The sequence below is a fragment of the Aulosira sp. FACHB-615 genome, from assembly GCF_014698045.1.
Taxonomy (GTDB): domain Bacteria; phylum Cyanobacteriota; class Cyanobacteriia; order Cyanobacteriales; family Nostocaceae; genus Nostoc_B.
Genome location: NZ_JACJSE010000034.1, coordinates 26,303 through 40,594 on the forward strand (window position 1 = coordinate 26,303; position 14,292 = coordinate 40,594).

Genomic DNA, 14,292 nt, shown 5'->3' on the forward strand with positions numbered 1-14,292 from the left:
ACGGGGAGAATCTTTGCAGAATTAATTATGAATATTATTGCTTGGATTATCTTAGGTTTGATTGCTGGAGCCATTGCTAAAGCTATTTATCCCGGCCGTCAAGGTGGTGGTATTTTGGCAACTATGGTTTTAGGAATCATCGGTGCTTTAATTGGCGGAACTCTGGTTACACTGTTAGAAACTGGCAGGTTCCAATTTACTGCGGCAACCCTGAGTATTCCGGGGGTAATTGTTGCCATTATTGGTGCAATTATCGCTATTTTCATCTGGAGTTTACTTACTAATCGCCCCAGTTATTAATTGAATCAAAAATTATGGTTAGGCTGATTTTGTCGTTACAATCAATCATAAATATCAAAAACTCCACTTTGAATCAAAGTGGAGTTTTTTGTATAAAAATGAAAGCAGAAAACTACAATTATTGCCTTAGTTTTATGACTGAAGATAGTATTGATGACTCAAAGCCTTGAATCTACTAACTTTCTCCTCAGCACTCAGAACTTTACTTTCTATTTAGTCTATAGCTTTTTTAAGTTCATCTTTGATGTTTTCTGTAGTGTGAATTACCTTCGCTGCCGCTTGTTTAGCTTTACCTTCAGCCTTATCTGCGGGATTACCTGTAACTTCACCAACTACTTCCTGTACTTTACCTTCAATATTTTTAGCAGTTGCTTCAATGCGATTTTCGATACTCATATTTTTTACCTTGACTATTTGTGAACTTAAAAAAAAATATCAGGATTTTCAGTTTTGATGTATCTATCAAGTGATATAACAATTAATTATTATTAATATCTTTAGATAGATATACGAAAATAATTTACACAGGGTTGTCTGTTGAGAATGGGTATAAAGGTTTTGGCTCACCTACACTTTTATACTCCTGCGCCCTATGTCAAACTCTTCACTATGTAACTTCTGATAATGATGAATCTTAGAGGATTGGTTCTCAGCTTGGACTGACAGAAAGTCGCCGAGAGTGAAATACTAATCCTGCGGATGTCTTATAGCTCAAGGTAGATGAAACACCTAAAATCGCGATCGCAAGACCTGCGGAGTTTGTTTGAGAACAACATTACAATCGAGTATGTAGCAGAACCTCTGAAAGCTGTGTCCTCCCAAGCAGAGGTAGTAGAGGTATTGCAGTGGATGGAAGCACAGGATTTTGATGTGGTCGGTATTGAAACGGGAGATAATATCACTGGTTATATTGAACGCTCTTGTTTAATCCAAGCAAAATCGGGTAAATGCGGCGACTACCAACGGGTGTTTCATTCCCAAGAACTTATAGCCATCTCCACGCCACTGATGAAGTTATTACCGATTTTGCGGCAAACTCCTCGCTTATTTGTCTTAGATTGCAATCAAGTTAGTGGAATTGTGACTTGTGGCGACTTACAAAAAGCACCAGTGCGAATGCTACTATTTGGCTTGGTCACACTGCTAGAAATGAACTTACTGCGACTGGTGCGGCTTTATTATCCCCAAGATTCCTGGCAAAAATTCCTCAAACCAGAACGGGTAGAAATCGCCAAACGGCTGTGGCGAGAAAGTCAAGAAAGAAACGAAGCCACAGATTTGTTAGATTATCTCCAGTTTTGTGACAAACGAGAATTAGTGTTAAATCAACCAGAACTGCTGGAACAACTAGAATTAAAGTCAAAACGATTTGGTGAACGCTTCCTTAAATCTGCCGAACAATTACGCAACCGACTAGCACACGCGCAAAATTTAGTCACTGGTTCTTCTTGGAAAGATTTAATTTCTCTTGCAGAAGCGATGGAAAAGTTATTAATTCGTTGTGAAGAAATAGAGTAATTCTGAACTTCAGTTAATTGTTTAAAAAACGAAAAATTAAGTTTTTAGCCCAGGGTGTAAGGGCAAAATCAAGTCAAAAGTCAAAAATTCTATTACTTGTGAATTTTGACCTCTCCGTAGGGGTGTAGGTATTCAAAACCCCTACACCCCATACCCCTTCACCCTTACACCCAATCTCCACAGACAATTTTGGTGCGTAAGTCCTAGTTACTTGTCTATCTGCAAGTAAATTTTCAAGGCTTCATTGACGATTTCTGTCATTGATTTACCTTGACTGGTAGCAGTTTCCTTTAACTTGCTGTAAACCTCATCATAAAGGCTAATGCGGGGACGGGATCGGCTGGGTGCAGCTTTCTTTTTAGCTGGTGCTGAAGTTTCTGCGGTGGTGACGGCAACAGTTTCCGGCTGATACTGTGCTGAAAATTCACGAATAGCATCAAAACCAACCCGTGAGCAAAAATCGCCAAAGCTTTCTTCTGCTTGGCGTGATTTCTTGAAGAAAACAAAAATCGGCTCTAAAAAGCTTTCAATGTCGTTGTGGTGCAACTTTTCGACTATTGGTTGAGCTAATCTTGTTTGATGTGGTGAACCGCCCAACCAAACTTGATAAGATTCTGGCGCACTACCAACAAAACCTAATTCTGCCATGTAAGGACGAGCGCAACCATTAGGACAACCTGTCATTCTGATGACAAAATGCTCTTCTGGTAAACCAAATTTATCTAATAACGCCCGGACTCGTTCTAAAATTCCTGGTATTGCTCGTTCTGATTCGGTAATAGCCAAGCCGCAGGTAGGCAAAGCTGGACAAGCCATTGCATAGCGGAACAGTGGTTCAATTTTACCGGGGTCAGAGACAACACCGCAACGGTCAAGAATTTCTTGAATGGCTGCTTGATTTTTTGGGGCAATGTCGCAGAAAATCAGGTTTTGGTGGGGTGTTAAGCGGATAGGTAGGTGAAACTGTTCGACAATTTCCCGCAAGGCGGTTTTGAGTTGCAACGAACCTTCATCTTTTACCCGCCCATTGTCGATGGAGATACCTAAAAATAACTTGCCATCGCCTTGTTCTTGCCAACCAAGGAAATCTTCATACTTAAATTCTGGCAGTGGTTTAAAGGGGGCGACTGATTTACCAAAATATTCCTCAACTTTGGCGCGGAATTTATCTACACCCCAATCATTGATTAAGTATTTTAAACGAGCATGGCGGCGGTCAGTGCGATCGCCATAATCTCTCTGAGTCGCCACAATTGCCTTGACAATTTCGTAAACATCTGCTTTATCTACATAGCAAATCGGGTCTGCTAACCTGGCAAATGTTTCTTCTTTATTGTGGGTTCTGCCTAAACCGCCACCAGCAAAGACATTAAATCCTTCTAGTTCGCCTTGAGCATTGGTAATAACTACCAAAGTCAAATCTTGGGAATATAAATCAATAGAATTATCCCCCGGTACTGTCACGCTAACTTTGAATTTGCGTGGCATATAGTAAGTACCATACAGAGGTTCTTCACTGTCAGTAAAAGTTGTGCCGCTACCATTACTTTGCCGCGCCGCTTTCACCTCTGGATTTTCTTCTGCACTGATAGCTTTTTCGCCATCTAGCCAAATTTCGTAATAAGCACCAGTTTGAGGGGACAGTAAATCAGCAATGTTTTGGGCATATTCCCAAGCATACTGATAATCAGCACGATTTTTGAAAGGTACTGGTGGAGCCATAACGTTGCGGTTAATATCTCCACAAGCGCCCAAAGTCGAACCTAGATTTTTAACAATAGTCGCAATGGCAGCCTTGAGATTTTTCTTTAAGATGCCATGCACTTGGAAACCTTGACGAGTGGTAGCCCTTAATGTGTGGTTGCCATATTCATCAGCCAGCTTATCTAAAGCCAAATATAATTGCGGCGGTACAAACCCCCCTGGGTTCTTTGTCCGCAGCATAAATTGGTAATCTTTCTCCTGCCCCTTGACGCGATTATCGCGGTTATCCTGCTGGTAGGAGCCATGAAACTTGAGGATTTGGATCGCGTCTTCACTAAAGTGAGCCGTATCCTCAAGGATCTGCGTTGCTACAGGTTCACGCAAAAAATTACTATTTTCTTTGATGCCTTCTACTTTTGAGGGCTTACGGTTGGCAAGTGGTGGAGGAGCAGATTTAACCATGAGAGTTGTATAGTATTCTCAATAAAGCAGGGATGAAACCCAAGACTAAGTTTTTGGCTCAGTGATTCCCGGTAATTCGGTCGGAAATATGAGGAATACGACAATTGTAACACGGCGAAAAGCCGGCTTTGTCGATAGTTTTACACTTAACAAAACCAGCATATAGAAGTAGGTGGTATAAATCAACTTTAAGTTTGTTGGTTTTCGCTGACTTTTACGGATAAAGTCTGATATTCCCTCAACCTGCAAAGTTCAACAACAACATTCACCATGTTGAATTGGAATTATCCCAACATCCTTAAGTATGAGTTGATAGCTAATAAATCTTTATTTTCTAACATTTGTAAATGTTAGAATTGCTCACCAAGATTACATCTATTGAAAAATTAACTTCTCACTTCCGAGAGAGTTATGGGATTAATATTTGATTTGGGAAAAAAATCAGTACACCAAGAGCAGGCTTCTTTCCTACTCCCTACGCCCCATTCCCTACTCTCTGCTTACACAACTAGATTCAGGAATCAAACCATATTCCTATAGTTATTTAAAACGATAGCCAATACCACCGTTGATGCTAACAGCAGAAGCCGGACTATCTTGATAAGCTCGTAGTCCAACTTTGGCATTTGTGTAAATCAAGAAATTATTCGCCACTTCTGATTCGACACCAGCACCCAGCACGACAGCATCTCTATTACCTAAAGGACTGGGTGAACCATCTTTTTCAACAAAAGAATAACCACCAGTGACATAAGCATTAGTTCTATTAGCAATAGGCACGTCTACGGAAAGTTCTGGGATGATAGCACTCGTCTTATCACTCCAAAGCACATTACCCCGTGCAGAAACTGGAAGGCTGCCTAATTTGACTCTACCTGTGAGATTACCACCAACGTTAGCTGCATCGTTGTTGAGTCCGCCATTAGTCACGCCTGCTGCCACACCAGCACCAATGTAACTAGCATCAGTTCCTTTTTTATCTTGAGCCGCAGCTTGTCCTGCATTCATCATCAAAGGTGCAATAACTAAAGAAGACAATGCTGAAATTGCTACGAACGACCGAAGTAAACCTTTCATAATTTTGTTCAATTTTGTGAATTTTTACTGTTATTTACTAGGTCGTAAATTGTGTACGAAAGTTCCGAATAATTTTTAATCTCTAGAAAAAGGTTGTTACGATTGATGCCCAAAAGCTGATAGTAGATTTACTATTTTAGCTTGCATAAAATTTGCCAATATTCGCAGCAAGATTTATTTCAACCGGAACTTTTGTGAGTAGTCGCTTAAAAAACTGGCACAGAAACGCAAGAAAAGTTAATTTTTTCTTACATGACTGATGCAATCAAAATTGATAATTTTGTAATTTCTCCTAATCCCGGATTTCTCACCACACCTTTCAAAGCCTGTGCAGGGGAGCAGGGGAGCAGGGGAGCAGGGGAGAATGAAGGTACTCTCTCCCCTGCCCCTCCGCACCTCTGCCCCTCTGCCCCATCAAACGCCTGAAGCTTGTGAGAAATGCGGGCTAATGCCTAATAATTGCTTGTAGCAGTAATAGCAATAAGCTATGGCAGAAATATATAAAGTAAATTCAGCAGAATTCAGTACCCAGAGGCGATTATCAGGGTTGAGTGTGATTTATGGATATTGGGCTGCTTGTGTTCTGGCTGTGAAATTTTGGCAATTTTCGTGGAGATGGCATAATGCAAACCGCTACACAAACATTGTCTGGTTTGATGGGTTTATGTGTCGGTGATGCCTTGGGTGTGCCTGTGGAGTTTACAAGCCGCGCTGAACGTATGAAATTCCCTGTCACGAAGATGCTGGGTTACGGCACATGGCATCAACCGCCGGGAACTTGGTCTGATGATAGTTCCCTAACATTTTGCTTGGCAGAAAGCCTTTGTCGAGGGTATTCTTTGGATGCCATAGCTTTGTCTTTTTGGCGGTGGTATAAGCAAGCTTACTGGACTCCCAGAGGGGAAATATTTGGCATCGGACAAAGTACTCATGCGGCTATTATGCGAATTAATCAAGGGGTTCCACCTTTAGAGGCTGGGGGAACGAGCGAGATGAGTAATGGTAATGGTTCTTTGATGAGAACTTTACCGATGGCTTATTGCCATCAAACCTTAGATTTCCCGGAATTGATTTCGCGGGTGCATCAGGTGTCTTGTATTACCCATGCTCATGTGCGATCGCAAATGGCCTGCGGCATTTATACTAGTATCGCCATTGAACTGCTGCAAGGCGCTAATTTACCCACAGCTTACACTCAAGGCTTAGAAAAAATTCAACCTATTTATTCTGCACCGCAATTTCTGGCAGAAATACCCCATTTTGCTAGAGTATTCAGTGGTGACATTGCCAGCTTACCAATTGAAGAGATTAAATCTGGTGGCTATGTCATTGAAACCCTGGAAGCATCGTTATGGTGTTTATTAAATAGCTCATCCTATGCAGAAGCAGTATTAAAAGCTGTAAATTTGGGCGGACATACAGATACAACTGCGGCTGTCACCGGTGGGTTAGCGGGAATTTACTATGGTATTGAGGGCATACCTCAACTTTGGGTAAATCAAGTTGCTCGCAAACAAGACATTGTGAATTTAGCGAAGCGTTTTACTGCTGCTGTTTACACGCACAATTGAGGGGTTTAGGGGTATGGGGTGTAAGGGTATAGGTGAGAAAGTAGATGTTTCAGACTATGGTTTGGTTTTTCAGTTTTTCCCTTACACCCCTATGTTTCTTGAAAGTTGATTCCGTTGTCTTAAAGTGCAGACAAAGAGTAGACTTGACCATCAATTAACAGGCGGGTGATGCCTTTAGCTTGGAGGTGAGTCCGTGCCTTGTGTAGCATTCTACTATCAGGAACTTTAATCACGCGATCGCGCTTTGTCGAGAAACGTTTGGCTACGCGATGGTTATCAAATATCGGCAAAGTGCGCTGCTGAGTTTCCAGAGTTGGAATTTGCCCTAAATCACCAAAATCCTTGAGTGGTCTGGTAATTAGCTCGGCGGAACGGTCAATTACCAAATAACAAGTTCTCGGTAAATTCGCCGCCGACAATGGTAAAACTTGGACTGGTGCTTCACCTAACCTGCGTCTTGTAACTAACGGTCTTGGCTCATCAAAGTAATCGTCATCCTCCTCGTAATCATCATCATCTAAATCGTCATCATCTAAATCATCGTCTAGATCATCTAAATCTTCAGACTCATCGAGCAGTTCTTCGCCCAGAATATCGGCAAAAGCCACAACTTTGGGACGTTCCTCATCCAGTATTGGGCTAGGAATGCTGGCAATTTCTGGTGGTGGTTCTGGCGCAATGTCGGCTTTTTTCACCAATTTTGGCTTTGGTTTTTCTGTAGTTGCCGAGGAACGCCGCCGCACTCTTCTAATACCAGAATTTGAGTCTTCATCATCTTCTGGTTCTAATGCTGCTTCAATGACTGGCTCTTGTGACTTGAGCTTGGGCAATTCTATAGGCTTGCTTTCGCTCTGAGGCGGTTCAATTTCTGGCTCTTTTGGTACCAGCAAAGGCAACTGCTCATAATTTACCTGCGCCCTACCTTCAGGAGTCCGAGCCGCGCGTTTCAACGAAACTAAGTATTCGTACTCATCCTCTGGTAAGGTACTTTTGAGCAGACGACTGATGGTTGAGTTGCTCACGTCATAACGTTCTGCTAAAGTCGAGGTCGTTTCAGCAGTTTCTCGATATAACTTAAGAATTTCTTGTTTATCTGATTCTGTTAGTTTTCTCACGGTAGACACCAAATCTAAGTTCGTTTACGTCCACGCTCCCGGCGAGTCCGGCTCAATGATGCGTCATGTTCTAGGACTGCGCCCATACCAAATAACACTCCACTAAATACCCAAAACACTTCTAATATGTCTCCACTTTGATAATTATCCCCTTGAGCGAATTTAAACCACATATCTGCAATGTAAAGCGAAAATGCGGCCGCTGCAATCATTCGCCAAGATTGAGCTACTCGTCCACCCCAAAAAGCTAAGAGTAAGGTTGTCGCAATAATCAGCAACAATACATCGCTCACGATGTAAAACCAATTCAAAATTGTGGCTAGTAGTCCTGTTGGTATTTCTGTTGTTGTTTTTGGTTGCATTGAAATCCACCATGCCACCAAACTACCAAACACTCCTATGGCAGCGACAATCAGCCATTGCCATTTTTCGAGATTAATGCGTCTTGATGCCACAGCTAAAATCATGCCTACGCCCAGGGAAATATAAGTCAATACAAAAAATACATCGCCAATGGATACATCCGGTTCTTTTTTTAAAACTATTTCTGTATAGCCAAAAAATATCCCTCCCAGGAAATAAGAAAGCATACCAATGGCAATTGCCAACCACACATTTCGACTACTGACGATTTGGGGGCTACGCCAATTCCTTAAGCATAAAATACCAGCACCCAAGTAAGCTAACGCTTCAAAAATATTTGTGCCAATTACATACCACTCGGCACGACTTTCTTCGCCGTTGGCTCCTGGAATTTTAGCACTAAATAGCAAAAAATATAATAGTGCCGCTACCGCCCAGGTAATTCCGGCCAAGATAATATTACGATTACTGAATATAGATTTAGAACGCAGAGAATTGTTGTAAGAGCTACTCATAGGGATTGACTATGTATATGCACGCTGGAAGGTTGGAAGTTTGAAGTCTGAAGGATAAAGTGAGAATTTATGGGTATGTGCCTTGGTTGCTATGGAAGCAGAAAAGCTTTTTTTGCAATAATTCAGGGTATAAGTGAGTTTTTCAGGCTTCATACTTCATAATTCATGCTTTTGCTGGCTATTGCCAGAGTTTATTGAGGGAAGATTGGTTGAGCCAGGAAATAAATAGCGATCGCTCGCCTTCTGCCATATCCTGTAACCTATCGGCTACTTTATTGGCAAAGTTGGCATTACCAAAATAAGTTTTCCCTAGCTTGTGCAGTTCCTGTAAAAACGTAGTTACATGATTTTCTTGCCAAGCTGGAAGTTTGGTATCTTCTAAGGGATCTATGGTGACTAAATGCTTAACAGATTCGGGGGAAGAAGCTTCAGGAAATTTCTGCTGTCTAAAAACTTCCCCCATATCTTTTTCAAATAATGTTAATTGACGAGCGCCTAAAAACTCTTCAATATCTAGATGCACCGCTTGTAATAGCAAGATACTAGCTTGAATCAGTATGTCTGTCTTACCATGACCACCAGTATCACTATCTAGCTGTTCTAAGCGGATTTTACCCCAGATGCTAAAACGATCTGGCTCTTCTAGTAAGACACAAGCTTTACCGCGATTATCTGTCAAATCTCTCCACAAGGCGCGAGCTTCTTCTTCTTGATTAGCTTTAAACAAACTAATCAACCGAAAGGTTTGCCCCTGATAATGGAGGATCGGCACTTGCTGATCCCTTTTTGGGTGCTGAATGCTTGATATTTCAACATCCTGCCGTTTGAGAATAAACATGGCACGCTAAAATCACTCCTCACAGGGGCTTTGTGGATATGCGATCTATAATCTGATTTAGTAACATCGCCAAGAGTGCGATTACTTAGTATGTGTTTCAGGTCAGTGGCGCGATCGCTCTTTAGCCACCCTAGTGTAAGCTACCCAAAGGATATCTCCACTAAAATGCAAATAACTCGCCTTGACCACTCAATATAGCTAATCAATAACTGATTTGCTTTGTTCGACTAGCATCTTAGCCTTGCTATCGCAAATCTGCAATTTTTGATTGCTTCTTAGGGGCAATAACGATATAATTATATTGATGGCTCTCATAAAAGCCACTACTTTGTCTTGGGCGCGTAGCTCAGTGGATAGAGCAATTGCCTTCTAAGCAATCGGCCGCAGGTTCGAGCCCTGCCGCGCTCGTTTAAATTTAAATACCAAATGTTAAGTTAAGTTATTACTCAGAGTTAAAATTACTGGGGTATTTCCGCTTCAGTGTCAAAAGCTGATGTTGATTTCACCAACAAAAACTGCTACGAATTATCCCAAGATGCTCTTTCTTTCATCTCTCTTTGGGTAGAGTTTATTCATAGCTCAAAGTGAAGGTACTAAATTTAGAGAGTTGATACATTCATTTAAAATATCAAACAAAATTATTTAGGAAAACAGAGTACAGAGGTCAGGATAGAACTCATATCAGTAATTGAGGTAAGGCTACTTTCCTACTCTATAAATACACAAGTAAATTAGGAAATTAACCAGGATTTCTCTATTTAGGATTCATCTCTGGTTACCATCGCTGCGACTTCTTAAATTAGTCGGGAGATGATTTGTCCAGTGACTTATATGCAAGTAGATTTACTGAGGTTTTACAGATTTAATCATTATTAATATATATGTAATCTTCAGGGTATTAAAAATGACTAGCCTGCCGATTCAATGTGCAAATTTAAAAGAGCAAGTTGAATTAATCTTACAACTTTTCCAGCAAGAACCTGCTTTACGTTCTCAGGATATCACACCTGTACAAACTTCTTTAGGCAAGGCTATTTCTCCCAAGTTTGAAATTGTGTTTGCGGGTGCGTTTAGTGCAGGTAAATCTATGCTAATTAATGCCCTCCTGGAAAGAGAATTACTGTATAGTGCAGAAGGTCACGCCACAGGGACAGAATGCAAAATTGAATATGCAGAACTAGATAAAGAAAGAGTCGTACTAACTTTTTTAAGTGAATCGGAAATTAGAGAACAAGCCAGTTATTTATGTCAGCAAATAGGATTTACAACCGCAGTAAATATCAATCAAGCTGAAGTAATTAATTTGCTCAATCAAGGCTGTGACTTAATTCTACAACAGGAAGGTGGCGAAAGTCGTTCGGAACGTGCAAAACAAGCTAAGGCATTAATTTTATTGTTAGCAGGTTATGAAGCGAACCGTGAGCATATTCATACAGTTAACAATGCGACTTATTCAATGGAAACATTTAATTTTTCCAATTTAAAAGAAGCTGCTGGATATGCAAGACGCGGAAGTAATAGTGCTGTTTTAAAGCGAATTGAATATTATTGCAATCATCCTTTGCTGGAAGATGGCAACGTTATTATTGATACACCAGGAATTGATGCACCTGTAGAAAAGGATGCACAGTTAACTTACGCTAAAATTCAACATCCCGATACTTCAGCAGTGGTATGCGTGCTGAAACCTGCATCGGCTGGTGACATGACAAAAGAAGAAACGCTGCTTTTAGAAACAATGCGGGGAAATAGCGGAATCCGCGATCGCGTCTTTTATGTGTTCAACCGCATCGACGAAACTTGGTACAATACCCAATTAAGGCAGCGATTGGATGATTTAATTAGCAGTCAGTTTCGTGATACTAGCAGAGTTTATAAAACCAGTGGTTTACTTGGTTTTTATGGCAGTCAAATTAAACAGACAAGTATACAGAATAGGTTCGGTTTAGATTCTATCTTTGCGGAAAGTGTAAAAGGCTTGAATGGAGAAGAAGAAACACCACAGTTTGTCTACGCATTTAATAACTATTGTGTGACTTCTGGTAAGCTTTCCTATACTAATTTTCGCATTTCTCTGAATGGCTTTGAAACTCCCAATCAAAATTATTCGCGGATTTTAGCTGAACAAGGTATACCTTTAATTAATCAGCTAATTCTCGATAGTGGTATTGAAGAATTTCGCACAGCTATTACTCGCTATCTCACAGAAGAAAAGCGTCCGATGCTGTTTCAAAATCTGGCTGATGATTTGGAAGGTATTTGTATTAAACTGAAAAAAACTTATCAGTCAGTTTACCGAGATTTAGACAGTCAACCAAGAGAAATTGAGGCGATGAAGTCGCAGGAATTACAGCGACTCAACCAACAACTCCAGGAAATTGGCAAAGATTTTAATCAACATATTATCGCAGAAATCAACCAAGTCATTAATAATGGTTCTGAAATCTTTGAAGCTGATTTCCGTCAATTACAATCACGGATGATTCGGCGTTTAGATGAATTGCTAGATACCTTTTCTGTGGCTGAGGCTTATCGCCGTGCAACTCTGAGTCATCTGCGAAATGCAACTGCGCCATTGCTGGCGATTTTAGTCGAGGCATTTTATTATTTATCCAATCAGTTGGAAGATATTTTAGTTAATTCCTCTGAACAATTAGTTGCTAATTTCTTTCAACGCTTAATTGAGACAATTCGCAAAACCGAATATTATCGTCAGTTATATCGTTTATTGGGGAATGATGGTGGGATTGAACAAAACATCAAAGCCATCGAAAAACAGGTAACATTAGCTTTAGTAAGTGCTGCTAGTGTAGAATGCGATCGCTTCGTGCGCGAAAGTCCGAGATTTTATGATGAAGGCACTTTTTCTATCTATCAATTTCGTCAAACTTTGCAGCAAACATCCCAAAGTTATGACTGTGAAAGTATGATTGAAGCTGAACCAGCAATTCGGCAATTGTTAAAGTTAGATTTTGAACCAAAAGTTTCCTATACCATTCGGACATCTTTCCGCCAAACTATCAATCAAATTCTAAAAACCCAATTGTTACCAATGGCGGAACAACAAGCCGATGATATTCTCCAACAATATCCCCAAGCGCGTGTTTATTTAGAACAGACTTTACAACACGAAGCCGAAGAGAAAATTTTGCAGAATCGCCGCTTGCTAAGTGCTGTGGAACAAAAAATAGAAAGTTATAACACAGCAGTATCGGGAATGAATAGTTGTTTACAAGCAATGCAGTTATATGACTATTTATTGCCAGTAATTAATCTAAATGAATTAGATGCTGTGGAAAAGATTGCTGCAAGTAATGGTGTAGTAATTTCTGATGGTTTGTTGGATGGGATGGTGCAAATTCAAGATTGATTAACCACAGATAAAAGTAAGGTAAAGCCTGAGATATTTGCTGCCTAATTTATTGGTGAATCAGAAGATACCTGACTTATTTGAGAAGTTGGGTATCTGTGGCTATCGAGGTGATGATTAATTTTTAACTAGAGGTTGATATGGAAGATATATTCAAATCTATAGAATGTAATGATGATGACGTTGTAGAAATTAAAGATAACACTTATAAAATTAGCAAGATTAAGTCTGGAGTAAGTCAATCATCTAATGAGGATTTATCATACAGATTGCAACAACAATTAAATAGCAGAAGCATTTATTTTCCATCAGGTGATTATTTCTCTGATGAAGGGATAGACTGCAAAATCCTAACATTAGGTTCTCAAAACTGGAAAAATGGCAAAATAAAATTTAAACTCAGCATTGAGTTTTGTATTGAAGAGGATGTAGAAATAAATAACAGTCAAGATTTAGATATTACTGAAGTAGAATCATCACTGGATAAATTACGACGTAGGCTTCAGGAGGAAAGTTGAGGAATGAAAAAATGGCGTTGCATAAATGCGGGATGAAATCATAAAATTCTACTTTTAAAACTCTTGCTCTTTGCGCCTTTGCATGAGACAAAAATCATCCCCGTAATCAGCAACGCCAAAAAAATATATATAGCCATCCCATCAGAGTTGTGAAAAAGTATTCTTTTTAACGAACCGCAAAGGACGCAAAGGACACAAAGAAGAAGAAGAAAGAGAGTTTTATAAATGATGTAGGATTGCTATATATACCCAGCTTTCTATCTGAAGAGAAGTATTCTTCCTACTTCTAGCCTACACAAATTGAGTTCATTTTTGATTTTGAGGCCAGCGCCAATTATAGCGGTTCCAATCATAAATGCCTTGAATTTGAAATTCGGAACCGTTATAAAAGCGAATAATGCAATTTATAGAAGAGTTGTTATTATTGCTGATTTCATCGATGTAAACTACAGTGCAGAGAAACCATTCTCGTGGACAAGGGCCATTGTCTTGCACCCATTCCCAGAGGGCGTTGGAAACTTCGATGCGATCGCCTACTCTTAACTTGAGTGCATCTTCAAAATCAGCATATTTATCAAAATGATAGGACTCGACTCGATTCAACCATTGCAAACCATAGCGTTCGCGGATGAATTGGACTGCGCCTGAGTTTTGGTTATGCAGCCAATCATTGAGTAATTGCACTTTCCAGGTGCGGTTTTGTTGTTCTTCTGTTTTGACAAATTTTAAAAATGCTAACAGTTCTTCGGAATCTAATTCGTCTAAAGGGTTCGCAATATCGGATGTGGAATCTTGAGGAATTTGCTTGACTACTTGCAGTAATATCTGTTTCTGCGTCTCAGAGAGAGGACAGCTGGCTACATCACAACGCTTAAAGGCTGTTTGCAATGCTGTTTTAATCTCATCTGGGTTCATAGGTCGTCAAGAGCAACTTAGAGGTT

The 14,292-nt window shown here is 40.2% G+C and carries 13 protein-coding genes and 1 tRNA gene; 7 read left to right on the plus strand and 7 right to left on the minus strand.

All coding sequences use genetic code 11. The annotated features are described in order from the left end of the window. Positions 1-27 precede the first annotated feature (27 nt). Positions 28-300, plus strand: a complete 273-nt coding sequence (locus H6G77_RS30165) for a GlsB/YeaQ/YmgE family stress response membrane protein (RefSeq protein ID WP_190591443.1) — start codon at positions 28-30, stop codon at positions 298-300. A 213-nt stretch (positions 301-513) separates the two neighbouring features. Here the strand turns inward: H6G77_RS30165 and H6G77_RS30170 are convergent, their stop codons facing one another. Next, on the minus strand, positions 514-696 hold the full coding sequence (locus H6G77_RS30170) for a CsbD family protein (protein ID WP_190591444.1): 183 nt from the start codon (positions 694-696) through the stop codon (positions 514-516). Positions 697-1,020: 324 nt separating this feature from the next. Between H6G77_RS30170 and H6G77_RS30175 the strand changes: the two genes are divergently transcribed. Beyond that, the gene (locus tag H6G77_RS30175; protein WP_190591445.1) at positions 1,021-1,818 is read left to right on the plus strand and encodes a hypothetical protein; all 798 of its coding nucleotides are present in this window, start codon (positions 1,021-1,023) and stop codon (positions 1,816-1,818) included. Between the two features lie 207 nt (positions 1,819-2,025). Here the strand turns inward: H6G77_RS30175 and sir are convergent, their stop codons facing one another. Both sir and H6G77_RS30185 read right to left on the minus strand, forming a co-directional pair. Then, positions 2,026-3,984: a sulfite reductase, ferredoxin dependent gene (gene sir / locus H6G77_RS30180; protein ID WP_190873528.1), complete on the minus strand. Its 1,959-nt coding sequence runs from the start codon at positions 3,982-3,984 to the stop codon at positions 2,026-2,028. 540 nt (positions 3,985-4,524) lie between these two features. Then, the gene (locus H6G77_RS30185; protein WP_190674959.1) at positions 4,525-5,061 is read right to left on the minus strand and encodes an outer membrane beta-barrel protein; all 537 of its coding nucleotides are present in this window, start codon (positions 5,059-5,061) and stop codon (positions 4,525-4,527) included. 487 nt (positions 5,062-5,548) lie between these two features. Between H6G77_RS30185 and H6G77_RS30190 the strand changes: the two genes are divergently transcribed. Further along, positions 5,549-5,737: a hypothetical protein gene (locus tag H6G77_RS30190; RefSeq protein WP_190591448.1), complete on the plus strand. Its 189-nt coding sequence runs from the start codon at positions 5,549-5,551 to the stop codon at positions 5,735-5,737. After that, complete coding sequence (locus H6G77_RS30195; RefSeq protein WP_190873529.1) at positions 5,685-6,632, plus strand: ADP-ribosylglycohydrolase family protein; 948 nt, start codon at positions 5,685-5,687, stop codon at positions 6,630-6,632. Before H6G77_RS30190 ends, H6G77_RS30195 begins: the two co-directional genes overlap by 53 nt. Before the next feature lie 119 nt (positions 6,633-6,751). On the opposite strand, the gene H6G77_RS30200 is transcribed toward H6G77_RS30195, so the two are convergent. The 3 genes from H6G77_RS30200 to H6G77_RS30210 form a co-directional block, all read right to left on the minus strand. Then, positions 6,752-7,747, minus strand: a complete 996-nt coding sequence (locus H6G77_RS30200; RefSeq protein ID WP_190674977.1) for a transposase — start codon at positions 7,745-7,747, stop codon at positions 6,752-6,754. Between the two features lie 14 nt (positions 7,748-7,761). Continuing rightward, positions 7,762-8,625 carry a hypothetical protein gene (locus H6G77_RS30205; RefSeq protein ID WP_190591452.1) on the minus strand — a complete coding sequence of 288 codons (864 nt, stop codon included), beginning with the start codon at positions 8,623-8,625 and terminating at the stop codon, positions 7,762-7,764. Positions 8,626-8,803: 178 nt separating this feature from the next. After that, positions 8,804-9,463 carry an Npun_F0813 family protein gene (locus tag H6G77_RS30210; protein ID WP_190591453.1) on the minus strand — a complete coding sequence of 220 codons (660 nt, stop codon included), beginning with the start codon at positions 9,461-9,463 and terminating at the stop codon, positions 8,804-8,806. Between the two features lie 335 nt (positions 9,464-9,798). Here H6G77_RS30210 and H6G77_RS30215 point away from each other — a divergent pair. The 3 genes from H6G77_RS30215 (at position 9,799) to H6G77_RS30225 (ending at position 13,351) form a co-directional block, all read left to right on the plus strand. Further along, positions 9,799-9,871: transfer RNA gene (locus tag H6G77_RS30215), tRNA-Arg, on the plus strand. 496 nt (positions 9,872-10,367) lie between these two features. Next, positions 10,368-12,833 (plus strand): dynamin-like GTPase family protein, encoded by a 2,466-nt coding sequence (locus tag H6G77_RS30220; RefSeq protein ID WP_190873530.1) that lies wholly within the window; start codon positions 10,368-10,370, stop codon positions 12,831-12,833. A gap of 140 nt (positions 12,834-12,973) precedes the next feature. Then, a complete protein-coding gene (locus tag H6G77_RS30225) occupies positions 12,974-13,351 on the plus strand; it encodes a KGK domain-containing protein (RefSeq protein WP_190873531.1) in 378 nt (125 codons plus the stop codon). A 306-nt stretch (positions 13,352-13,657) separates the two neighbouring features. Here the strand turns inward: H6G77_RS30225 and H6G77_RS30230 are convergent, their stop codons facing one another. Continuing rightward, a complete protein-coding gene (locus H6G77_RS30230; RefSeq protein WP_190873532.1) occupies positions 13,658-14,266 on the minus strand; it encodes a hypothetical protein in 609 nt (202 codons plus the stop codon). Between the last annotated feature and the right edge of the window lie 26 nt (positions 14,267-14,292).

Bases quoted from the DNA above. Each gene is read 5' to 3' on its own strand.
- H6G77_RS30205 (WP_190591452.1), bottom strand. From the start codon at position 8,625: ATGAGTAGCTCTTACAACAATTCTCTGCGTTCTAAATCTATATTCAGT.
- H6G77_RS30175 (WP_190591445.1), top strand. From the start codon at position 1,021: ATGAAACACCTAAAATCGCGATCGCAAGACCTGCGGAGTTTGTTTGAG.
- H6G77_RS30230 (WP_190873532.1), bottom strand. From the start codon at position 14,266: ATGAACCCAGATGAGATTAAAACAGCATTGCAAACAGCCTTTAAGCGT.
- H6G77_RS30210 (WP_190591453.1), bottom strand. From the start codon at position 9,463: ATGTTTATTCTCAAACGGCAGGATGTTGAAATATCAAGCATTCAGCAC.
- H6G77_RS30220 (WP_190873530.1), top strand. From the start codon at position 10,368: ATGACTAGCCTGCCGATTCAATGTGCAAATTTAAAAGAGCAAGTTGAA.
- H6G77_RS30170 (WP_190591444.1), bottom strand. From the start codon at position 696: ATGAGTATCGAAAATCGCATTGAAGCAACTGCTAAAAATATTGAAGGT.
- H6G77_RS30185 (WP_190674959.1), bottom strand. From the start codon at position 5,061: ATGAAAGGTTTACTTCGGTCGTTCGTAGCAATTTCAGCATTGTCTTCT.
- H6G77_RS30190 (WP_190591448.1), top strand. From the start codon at position 5,549: ATGGCAGAAATATATAAAGTAAATTCAGCAGAATTCAGTACCCAGAGG.
- H6G77_RS30195 (WP_190873529.1), top strand. From the start codon at position 5,685: ATGCAAACCGCTACACAAACATTGTCTGGTTTGATGGGTTTATGTGTC.
- H6G77_RS30225 (WP_190873531.1), top strand. From the start codon at position 12,974: ATGGAAGATATATTCAAATCTATAGAATGTAATGATGATGACGTTGTA.
- sir (WP_190873528.1), bottom strand. From the start codon at position 3,984: ATGGTTAAATCTGCTCCTCCACCACTTGCCAACCGTAAGCCCTCAAAA.
- H6G77_RS30165 (WP_190591443.1), top strand. From the start codon at position 28: ATGAATATTATTGCTTGGATTATCTTAGGTTTGATTGCTGGAGCCATT.